The organism is Bradyrhizobium sp. P2_E8 (assembly GCF_056403875.1).
Window position 1 is genome coordinate 1 of record NZ_JBFUES010000208.1, and the last position, 9,145, is coordinate 9,145.

At 65.9% G+C, this 9,145-nt stretch carries 6 protein-coding genes and 1 pseudogene; 3 read left to right on the forward strand and 4 right to left on the reverse strand.

Annotated elements, in window-relative coordinates:
• The 3 genes and pseudogenes from AC1D00_RS14110 to AC1D00_RS14120 form a co-directional block, all read right to left on the reverse strand.
• Positions 1 to 433 (reverse strand): annotated as a pseudogene (locus tag AC1D00_RS14110) (GNAT family N-acetyltransferase); the annotation flags it as partial.
• A 92-nt stretch (positions 434 to 525) separates the two neighbouring features.
• Positions 526 to 1,905 (reverse strand): O-antigen ligase family protein, encoded by a 1,380-nt coding sequence (locus AC1D00_RS14115; protein WP_477011087.1) that lies wholly within the window; start codon positions 1,903 to 1,905, stop codon positions 526 to 528.
• Between the two features lie 45 nt (positions 1,906 to 1,950).
• Entirely contained in the window at positions 1,951 to 3,018 is a 1,068-nt protein-coding gene (locus tag AC1D00_RS14120; protein WP_477011088.1) for a glycosyltransferase, read from the reverse strand.
• Between the two features lie 240 nt (positions 3,019 to 3,258).
• On the opposite strand from AC1D00_RS14120, the gene AC1D00_RS14125 reads away from it, so the two are divergent.
• Complete coding sequence (locus AC1D00_RS14125) at positions 3,259 to 4,245, forward strand: glycosyltransferase (protein WP_477011089.1); 987 nt, start codon at positions 3,259 to 3,261, stop codon at positions 4,243 to 4,245.
• A 15-nt stretch (positions 4,246 to 4,260) separates the two neighbouring features.
• Here AC1D00_RS14125 and AC1D00_RS14130 read toward each other — a convergent pair whose 3' ends face one another.
• Positions 4,261 to 5,289, reverse strand: a complete 1,029-nt coding sequence (locus tag AC1D00_RS14130) for a glycosyltransferase family 2 protein (protein WP_271575634.1) — start codon at positions 5,287 to 5,289, stop codon at positions 4,261 to 4,263.
• A gap of 408 nt (positions 5,290 to 5,697) precedes the next feature.
• Here AC1D00_RS14130 and AC1D00_RS14135 point away from each other — a divergent pair, with 408 nt between their 5' ends.
• Positions 5,698 to 6,498, forward strand: coding sequence for a class I SAM-dependent methyltransferase (locus tag AC1D00_RS14135; protein WP_477011090.1), 801 nt, complete (start codon positions 5,698 to 5,700; stop codon positions 6,496 to 6,498).
• 291 nt (positions 6,499 to 6,789) lie between these two features.
• Positions 6,790 to 9,145 (forward strand): exopolysaccharide transport family protein (locus AC1D00_RS14140; RefSeq protein WP_477011091.1); only part of this gene is annotated, 2,356 nt, incomplete at its 3' end.

The following is a 9,145-nucleotide window of genomic DNA, read 5'->3' on the forward strand; positions in this document are numbered from 1 at the left end:
GCGCAGGCATCTTCCTCAGGCGCAGCAGGTCGAAGCGGTCGGGCAAGGCGCAGAGCGCGTCGACCAGCGCCTTGCCGATCATATCCATCGCCGCTCCATCCACCGCCGCATCGAGCGCCAGGATCGGCGCGTTGTTGTCGGAGACGCCGAGGTCGGCGAACTCGACGACGCGGATGCCGCGCCTGATATGGCTGGTCATCGGCACCACCGCGATGTCCTTGCCGGTCGCGGCATCGGAGATCACGGCGATCAGCGGGGCAAGATCGTGAAACGCCTCATACCAGGCGCCGAGCCAGTAACCATGCTGGAAGGCGGTGCGATGGCCGGCATTCAGGCGCAATGCGGCCTGCCGCCAGTCACGCACGAAATCGACCGCGATTCCCGACGTGCTGGAAACCCGATCATCTGGTTGCTCGACGCTGAGAAACGTCATCCGCGGGTCATGCAGTTACTGAATGTTTCCAGATAGATTATGTTTGCCGCAGACCACAAGTGACGTTGCTGCATATCGTTAAGCCTATGCCACTACGACGGTCCCGACTGCGACAAGCTGTCAGCGCACGGTTCCGTTTGCTCGACGCACTGGAATCTGGCCAGGAAGTGCAGACCGGTCACGGCAAGCGCGAACATGAACCAGATCGGATTCTGCCGTTCGAGCAGGAAGGTCTCGGTGGTCCCGTAATACAGGCCGAACAGCCACACGGTCAGGAACAGCTTGACCAGCGCAGCGCTGCGGTTGTGAGCCTGGGCCGACTGGAAATTGCGGAGCGGCGCGAGCACGAAGACGAGGATGACGAGCAGCAAGCCCGGCAGGCCGATGGTGACCGCGAGGTCGAGATAGCTGTTGTGGCTGTGTGCAGCGGACGTCGCCCATTCGGCGCCCTGGGCGGTCTGCCGCGCCGTCACGTCGTCCCAGAACGCCGCATAGCCGTGGCCGATGATCGGCTTTTCGGCGACGGCTGCGAGCGCAAACTCCCAGATGTCGGAACGGCCGGTGAAAGTAGGATCGAGGGGAAGCAATCGAGTCATGGCGCCGAGCGACGGGCTCACGACACTGCCGACCGTCAGCAGGTTCATCACGATCAGCGGCACGAAGCAAATGAGCCGCTTCAGCCACAGGCTCGGTGTGAGACAGACCAGCGAGGCAAGGGCGTAGATCGCAAGGCACAGCACCGACGACGTCTTGCCGCCGGTGAAGATCAGGAAGAGGCCGGCCAGCGCGGCGATCGTCGGTCCCATCACGAACGACCCGGCGCCGCAGAGGTAGATGCCGACATAGACCAGGATGGTCATCACCGGCGATGCGACGTTCTTGTGGCCGAAACTGCCGCGCCAGTCGCCGGCGAGCTGCGGCTCGGTGAGGTCGAGCGCGGTGTGCATGGAATATTGCGGCGCGAGGAAGACGCCGAGATAGCACAGCGCCAGCAGCACGAGCGCGGCAGCGCCGAGGCACAGGTTGAAGCTGCGCTGCGTCGGCGGCAGCAATGGCAACAGAACGGCGAGCGACGTCATGCTCGCCGCAAGCACGAAGCGCTGCATTGAAACGCCGCGGCTCTCGGAGAAGACGATGTTGATCAACAGCCAGCCGACGAGGCAGAGATGCAGCGGGGTCACCAGGCCCTTCAGCGCGGGTGCATCCGTGACGGCGACGAACGGCACTGCGACCGCAGCCAGCAGGCCCCAGGAAACATAGGTGAGCGCCATTCGTCCGCCGACGACGGCGGTTACATCGGGATTGCGCAAATCGGGAAACGGATCGAGCGTCACCAGCACGAGGAGCAGGGCCGCAACCGCGACGAGGCCGCGCGCCGCCAGCACGGCATTCAGGCCGGCAAGCCCATCGCGCAGGACGCGACCGAACGATCGGGCCTCGACGTCGGTCATGTCAGCAGCGCTGCGATCCATGGCTCAAGGCCGGCCTGGTGAACCCGGGGAAGCAAGCGCCAAGTCTTAGCCCATCCCCGTTAACCATCCGTCAACCAGCAGGCCGGACGCGTCGGACACCTTCTGCTGTCGCGCCACGCTTCGCGCGATCTCGTAATATTGCAGCGCCCGTTGTTCCAGCGTGAGATTGTCGAGCACGAAGCCGCGCGGATCGAACGTGTCAGCGGCGCAGCCGGTCCAGAAATCGTCCCAGCCCGCCTCGAACCCGGCGGTGTCGACGAACCTGGTGCCGCAACGGTGATCCCAGTACGGCACCGACGACACCGGCTCGAACTTCACCCGATGCGGATAATAATCGGGGTCCCGCCACGGCCCGCCAGGATCCCAGGCGAACACCGGCACGCCGCAGGACAACGCCTGCTGATAGGCGATACCCTGGCTTTCGTTCTGGCACAGGAAGATCATCGCGCGCGAACGCGCCAGCGCGGCCTGATAATCCTCTTCCTTGTAGCTGCCGTAGCGCAGCTCCATGAACGAGAGCCCCTCCTTCAGGAGCCGGGCACGGACAGGCTCGATCAACTCCGGCGCATAGCGCTCGCGGTCCCAGTGGACCTTGTCGTAGATCAGCACGTCGACGGTCTTCTGCGAAGCGGGCGACGGCGCCCAGAGATCCGTATCGATGCCGACGGGCCAGGCCTCCGTGTCGGGCCAATACGGCCGGTACATATCGACGTACCATTGGCCGGGCACCACGACCTTCTTCACCGGCAGGCGCTTGAACAGGTCGGGATCGTCGAGCGGATGATTGTGGGCGGCGACGCCGAGCAGGATCGGATTCTTCCACACGAACTTGTCGAGCAGGAAGGTGCGACCGATGATGCAGGCGACTTCCTCGGGATGCTGCGCGATGTAGCGGTAGTCGTTGACGCGGTAGCGGATACCGAGTCGATTGAGCCCTGCGCAGAGATTGAGGAACACGCGAAGCTGCCCGCTCATGCGCGGCTCGCCGAGCAGCATGCGGCGCGCCATGCGCCGCAGATGCCGGTCGCCGGGAAACCAGCGATCGTCCTTGTCCTCGTAGAAGAGGTTGAGGATCATGTCGTCGGGATCGTAGTCGAAAGTCGTTGCGGGCACTGGAATCCATCCGCGGCAGCCGGGTACGCATTCTCGCATGGGACCGGCTGTCGCACTCCTCCAAATTTGCCACAGGCTTAATGCCGTTGGCTTAACGTTGTTCTGCGAAACCCGCCTCGCGCAGGCCTTCCGGGAAACGATTTCGCCGTAATGCGAGTATCATCCGCGGCGGCCACGGTTGCGATCGATCGCGTCTGCAGATGCGCCCTGGTTAACAGACCCTTAAAGACGAGCCGCAGCTTGATCACCGCCGAAGACGTTCTCGATCTACCGGTCAGCTCACGCGTGGCGACGCCAGCGCGCCTTCCGCTGCCTGTGGGCTCGACCACATCGGTGTCCGTCGTCATTCCCGCCAAGAACGTTGCGGCCTATGTCGGCGAAACCATCGCCAGCGCACTGGCGCAAGGCGAGGTGATCGAGGTGATCGTCGTGGACGACGGTTCGACCGATAACACCATTTCGATCGTCCGCGCCATTCGCGACCCGCGGCTGCGCCTGATGACCAACGATTCCGCCGGGGTATCGGCCGCACGCAATCTCGGCGCGCGACATGCCAGCGGCGAGTGGCTGCTCTTCCTCGATGCCGACGACCGCATGCGCCCCGGCGCGGTGGCGGCACTGCTGGCGGCAGCGCGTGGAGCTCCGCGCGCCGTGCTCGTCTACGGCGACTACAACACGATCGACAGCGAGGGACGGCAGATCGGCCGGCGCGACCTCTTGAAAGGACGCCGCAAGCCCTCCGGCGACGTGCTGACGCGGCTCGCGGCCGGCAATTTCATCGTCAATGGCGGCATCGCGCTCGCACGCGCGGAAGCCTTCCGCGCCATTGGCGGCTTCGACACCTCCCTCAGATATTGCGAGGACTGGCACTGCTGGTGCCGCCTTGCCGCGATCGGCGAGTTCGAGTTCGCACCAAAGCTTCTGCTCGACTACCGCCTGCACACGGCCAACACCATGAACGCGGCGATACGGACACCGCAGGATTTCTTCCCGGCGATCGCGCGGGTCTTCGACGACGGGCTGATCCTGGCGAGATTGCCCGCGGGCACGGCCGCCGGGCTGCGGCAGGCGGCCGAGATTCATCTCGTCACCTATTCGGCCATGCAGGCGGTCCGCTTCGGCAGATATCGCGAGGCCTTCACCTATCTCGGGATGGTCGGCCGCCGCTCGCTCAAATCGCTGCCGCGCTCCGCGCTCAGGGTCGCCCTCGCCTGCTTTGGCATCTAGTCCGCCACCACGCCGTCAGGACACGATCTTCGAGGCCTCATAGGGCTTCGGCTCGATGCCGAGCGCCGCGAGCAAGGAGCCGAGTGCGACCATCACGGGATGCATCGCGACGACGGCCTTCGACGTCGCCAGCAGGCGTGCCGCGCGTATTAGGGACAGCGGCAGCCGGCCGAGCATCTGCGCAAACACCCGCACCCGCGCCGCCACGCCCTGCGCGGCCTTGTACTGCACACGGTAGTTGATCGCGCCGATGCGCAAGCCCCGCCTTGCGATCCAGCCGAGACTGGTGCGGCTTTGCGGCACGGTCTCGGTGATGACCGCCTCCGTCGTCCAGTGGAATGTCATTCCGGCATCGCGGCAACGCACGAAGAAGTCGCAATCGCCGCCGCCGAGGAAGTTGAAGCGCAGATCGAAGGCCGGACTGCCGAGCCGGTCGAACGCCGCACGCGTGATCAGACAATTGCCGCAGCCATAGATCAGCGGCACCGCGCCGCTGTAGTCGTAGGCAGGGCGGAAGGCGGGATGACGCGAAAGCCAGGGCTGGCTGTCGTCGTCGAAGTCAGGCAGCACGGGCCCGCCGACCACGTCGGCGCCGGTCGCCTCCGCGGTGCGAACCATCAGCTCGAGCCAGTCGGGCGAGGCGATCTCGTCGTCGTCGATCATCAGGAAGCGGGTCGCAGCGGGAAACAGCGCCTGCGCCGTCTCGAACGCAGCGTTGATCGCCTGACAGTTACCCTGCCGCTGCTCGACAAGGCAGATGCCCTGGAGCCGGCCGGCGGCGAGATACTCCGCGGCAACCGGCGCGCTCTCGCGCCGCGCGGCGTCGTTCTCCACCATGACGACAGCGAAGGAGCGCGGGGTTCGCTGGCTCGCGAGCGATTCCAGCGTCAGCCGCAAATGCTGCGGGCGGCGGAAACAGGGAATGCAGACGACAATGCCGACCGACAGGTCGATGACGCGTGAGCTCGCCGCGATCTCCCGGTTGGGATCGCGCACGGCATCCGAGAGCCGGCTGGCGGACAGATCTGTCGGGATCAGTGTCATGGCGTTCTAGATGCCCGAGATATGTTGAAAAAGCCCTGCGTCAATCGCATGAGCGCCGGTGCCGCCCCGTGAGGACACAGTGCCACGGGACAGATGCGTGCCAAAGTGAACAGCCGGATCGAGGCGCGAAACGGCACCATTCCACGGATCTCTCGACAATGCAGACCTGTCGCCATGCACTTAACCGCTTTCGCGTGTTTTCCCTGCCAATCCATGCGCGCGTGGTACTGCAAGTCGCAGTCCATCCGCCGCGGACGGCGCGGTAGGGACGATACTGTAGTTAACGGCGATGCGCATTAACCCGACCGTAAGCACCGCGACCTGTGAAGCGTCGCGGCACCAGATTTGCTCTTCGGGCATGCGAGACTTTTCCTGTAAAATTGAGTCGAACAAGCGCGGTCAGAAAATATGAACAAGCCAGCCACGATCGATTTCGCGACAGCCACGGCGATCCAGATCCCCACGGCGACCGCGCAAGCCCAGGCGCTGCACGATCTGGTCCCCGGCGAAGCCCGCGACAGCCTGCTCGCCGTCCACGACGTACTGCGCCGCGAACTGCCGCAGGGCCGGCTCGCCATCTATGAAGCCGGCGGTGGCTCGTGCAGCGTTCTGCCGCCGGAATTGCTGGGCCGCAGCCGGGTCACCGTCGTCGACATCGACGAGGACCAGGTCCGCAACAACACCTACGCGGACGAAGCCATCCTCGGCGACGTGCAGACCTACGCCTTCGGCCGCGAAACCTTCGATCTCGTGATCTGCTACAACGTGATCGAGCATCTGCCCAACGTCGACGCTGCGCTCCTGAATTTTCGCGACGCACTCAAGCGCGGCGGGATGATCCTGATCGGCGCGCCCAATCCGCGCTCGCTGTCCGGCGTCGTCACCAAATATTCGCCGCACTGGTTCCACGTCTGGTTCTACCGCCACATCCGCGGCATCAGGGATGCCGGCCTGCCCGGCGAGCCGCCGTTCCCGACCTTCTTCCATCCGCTGGTGACGTTGCCACGGCTCGAAGCGTTCGCGGCCGCCAATGGCCTCGAGATGATCTATCGCCGTGAGGTCGAGAGTCCGCGCTATCCCGAGATGCGCCGGCGCAAGCCGCTGTTCGCGGCCCTGGTCGATGCCGGCGCCGCAATGCTGAACGCCGTGCTCCCGCGCGGCACTGATGTCCGCCGCGGTGATTATCACGTCATCCTGCGGAAAAGCTGACGATCATGGCGCGCGCGCGGGCAAACGCAGGACGGGCGGAGCCTCGCGGCCATGCTGCGCGCGGTAACGAACCGTTAATCCCTTGGGGACCCCGGCATCGCGCGTGTCACGGTGACGCGCCGGGAAGCGGCGAGCGCTTAAACGCTTTGTTTGCCATTTCGGTGAATAGTCCCTCAATGCGTATGGTTAATTTTCCCTGTTGCGTTGATTGGGCACCTATATCCCGGGTGCGTGGCAAGAAGCGAAGAGTACCCCCTCAGCCCGCGGCAGTTGGAATGGAAGCTGGGGATCATGCTTGACTACAACCAGCCGATAGATCGAGCCAGACCGGAGGCCCCGCAGCAGAGATCCGAGGCCGGCTTCAGCGTGCTGGAGCTGGTCAGCCTGCTTTGGCGGCGAAAGATCGCGATTGCGGCCGCAGCCCTGCTCGGCGCGACGCTTGCAGTCACCGTCGGCAAGAGCGTGACGCCCCGCTACACCGCCACCGCCCAGCTTTATGTCGACCCGCGCGAGCTTCAGCTGGTCGATCGCGAGCTCACGCCGCGTGCCCAGGACGTCTCCGGCATGGCCATGGTGGTGGAGAGCCAGGCGCGCCTGATTACTTCCAACAGCGTGCTGCTCCAGGTGATCCAGCAGGCTGGTCTCGACAAGGACCCCGAATTCGGCGGCGGTGATGTCAGGAGCCTGATGTCGTCGCTGCTCGGCCTGATCGGCCTTCAGCCCCGCGCGCCGTCCGCCGCGGAGACGAAGGAAGTGCAGCTCGCGGCGCTCGACGCCCTGAACCGGCACATCACGGTCCGCAAGACCGAGAAGAGCTTCATCGTCGACATCGAGGTCTGGTCGACCGATCCGGCGAAAGCGGCGATGCTCGCCAACACGCTGACCAGCGCCTACCTCGCCGAATCCCGCAACTCGCAGGCTTCGGCCGCGCGACGCGCCACCAACGATCTCTCCGGCCGCCTCAAGGAGCTGCGCGAGCGGTTGCGCAGTGCCGAGACCGCGCTTGCGACCTACAAGGCCCAGAACAATTTCGTCGGCACCCAGGACGCGCTGATCAGCGACCAGCAGCTCTCCGCCAGCAACCAGCGGCTTTCCGCGGCCCGCGCGGCGACAATGGACGCACAGGCGCGGCTCGACCAGATCGAGGCAAGCCGGCGCACCGCGGCCGATGCCGGCGCGAATTCGGAAGCGCTGCAATCGCCAACCATCGCGAACCTGCGCGCGCAATATGCCGACGCACGCAAGAAGTACGCGGAGCAGGCCGGCGAGCTCGGCCCGCGCCATCCGGCGCTGCGCCAGACCGAGAAGCAGGTCGAGGATCTCAAGCGCACCATCAACGAAGAGATCGATCGCTTCGCGCAGTCCGCCAAGAACGATCTGACGCGCGCCCGCGACTATGAGGCGTCGCTGAACCGGGCGCTGGAAGCGCAGAAGCGGCAGAGCGTCCAGCTCAGCCAGGCCGCCGTGCGCCTGCGCGAGCTGGAGCGCGAGGCCGATGCCAGCCGCGACGTCTATCAATCCTTCCTGAAGCGCTCGCGCGAGACCGAGGAGCAGGAGACCCTGAACACCTCGGCGGCCCGCGTCATCGGCGAGGCCACCGTGCCGCAGCGGCGTTCGTTCCCGCCGGCGATGAGCCTGTTCGCCATGATCGGCTTCATCTTCGGCGCGCTCGCGGCTTCGAGCTGGTTCGTCGCCGCCGAGCTCCTGTTCGCCAGCGCGCCGACGCCGGCCCGCCGTGAACGCACGCCGGCGCCGCAAGCTCCCCGAGTTCCAGAGACGACGCGGACTTCGGAGATTGCCGGGCCCCAGCAGGCATCGCGCACCCCGGAAGTCGCGCAGGCCCTGCCGGAACTTGCCGCGCCACCGCTGCAGCCCTCGATGGTCGAAAGGCCCCTGATCGAAAAGCCGCTGATCGCACGCCTGCAGGAGGCCGACGTCATCCACACGCTGGGTGCCATTCTCGCCACCGGCGGCGGCGTTGATCTGACACGGCTGGGCTGGCCGACGTTGCGCCCCGGCTTTCCCCTGACGACGCTGCTCGACGCCTGGCGCGACATGCGCGCCGCGGTCGCCCGGCGTGCCGGCGGCAAGGCGATGCCCGTGATCGCGCTCGTTGGTGCGAGCGAGACCACCGGGCGCAGCGTGACCGCGCTGAACTTCGCACTCGCGGCCRCCCGCGACGGTGCCCGCGTCCTGATGATCGATGCCGACCATCRGGCACGCTCGCTCTCGAACAAGGTCAACCGTCCGGGCAAGAGCGAGCCGAGCGCGTTCGGCTGGCTCTCGATCGGCAGCAAGGCGGCGCGCGAGATCAAGACGGTGAACGGCATCTCGGTGCTGCCGGCCGCCGAAGGCGACGCCGGCAAGGCGACCGAGGCCATCCGCAAGGCGATTTCGCAGGCGCGTGCCGCCGGCGGCTATGACCTCGTGATCCTCGACGGCCCCGCGATACCGCTCCCGGCCGGCGGCCGCAAGCTGCTCGACGACGCCGACGCACTGGTGGCGRTGCTGCCAACCAGCCTCGACATCAACGACAGCCTCGAAGAGATCTTGAACACGCTCGGCCGCGCCGAGCGCAAGCTCGTCGGCGTCGTGCTCGACGAACTCGCCCCCGCAACCCAGGCGCGTCAGCGAGGCAGACAATATG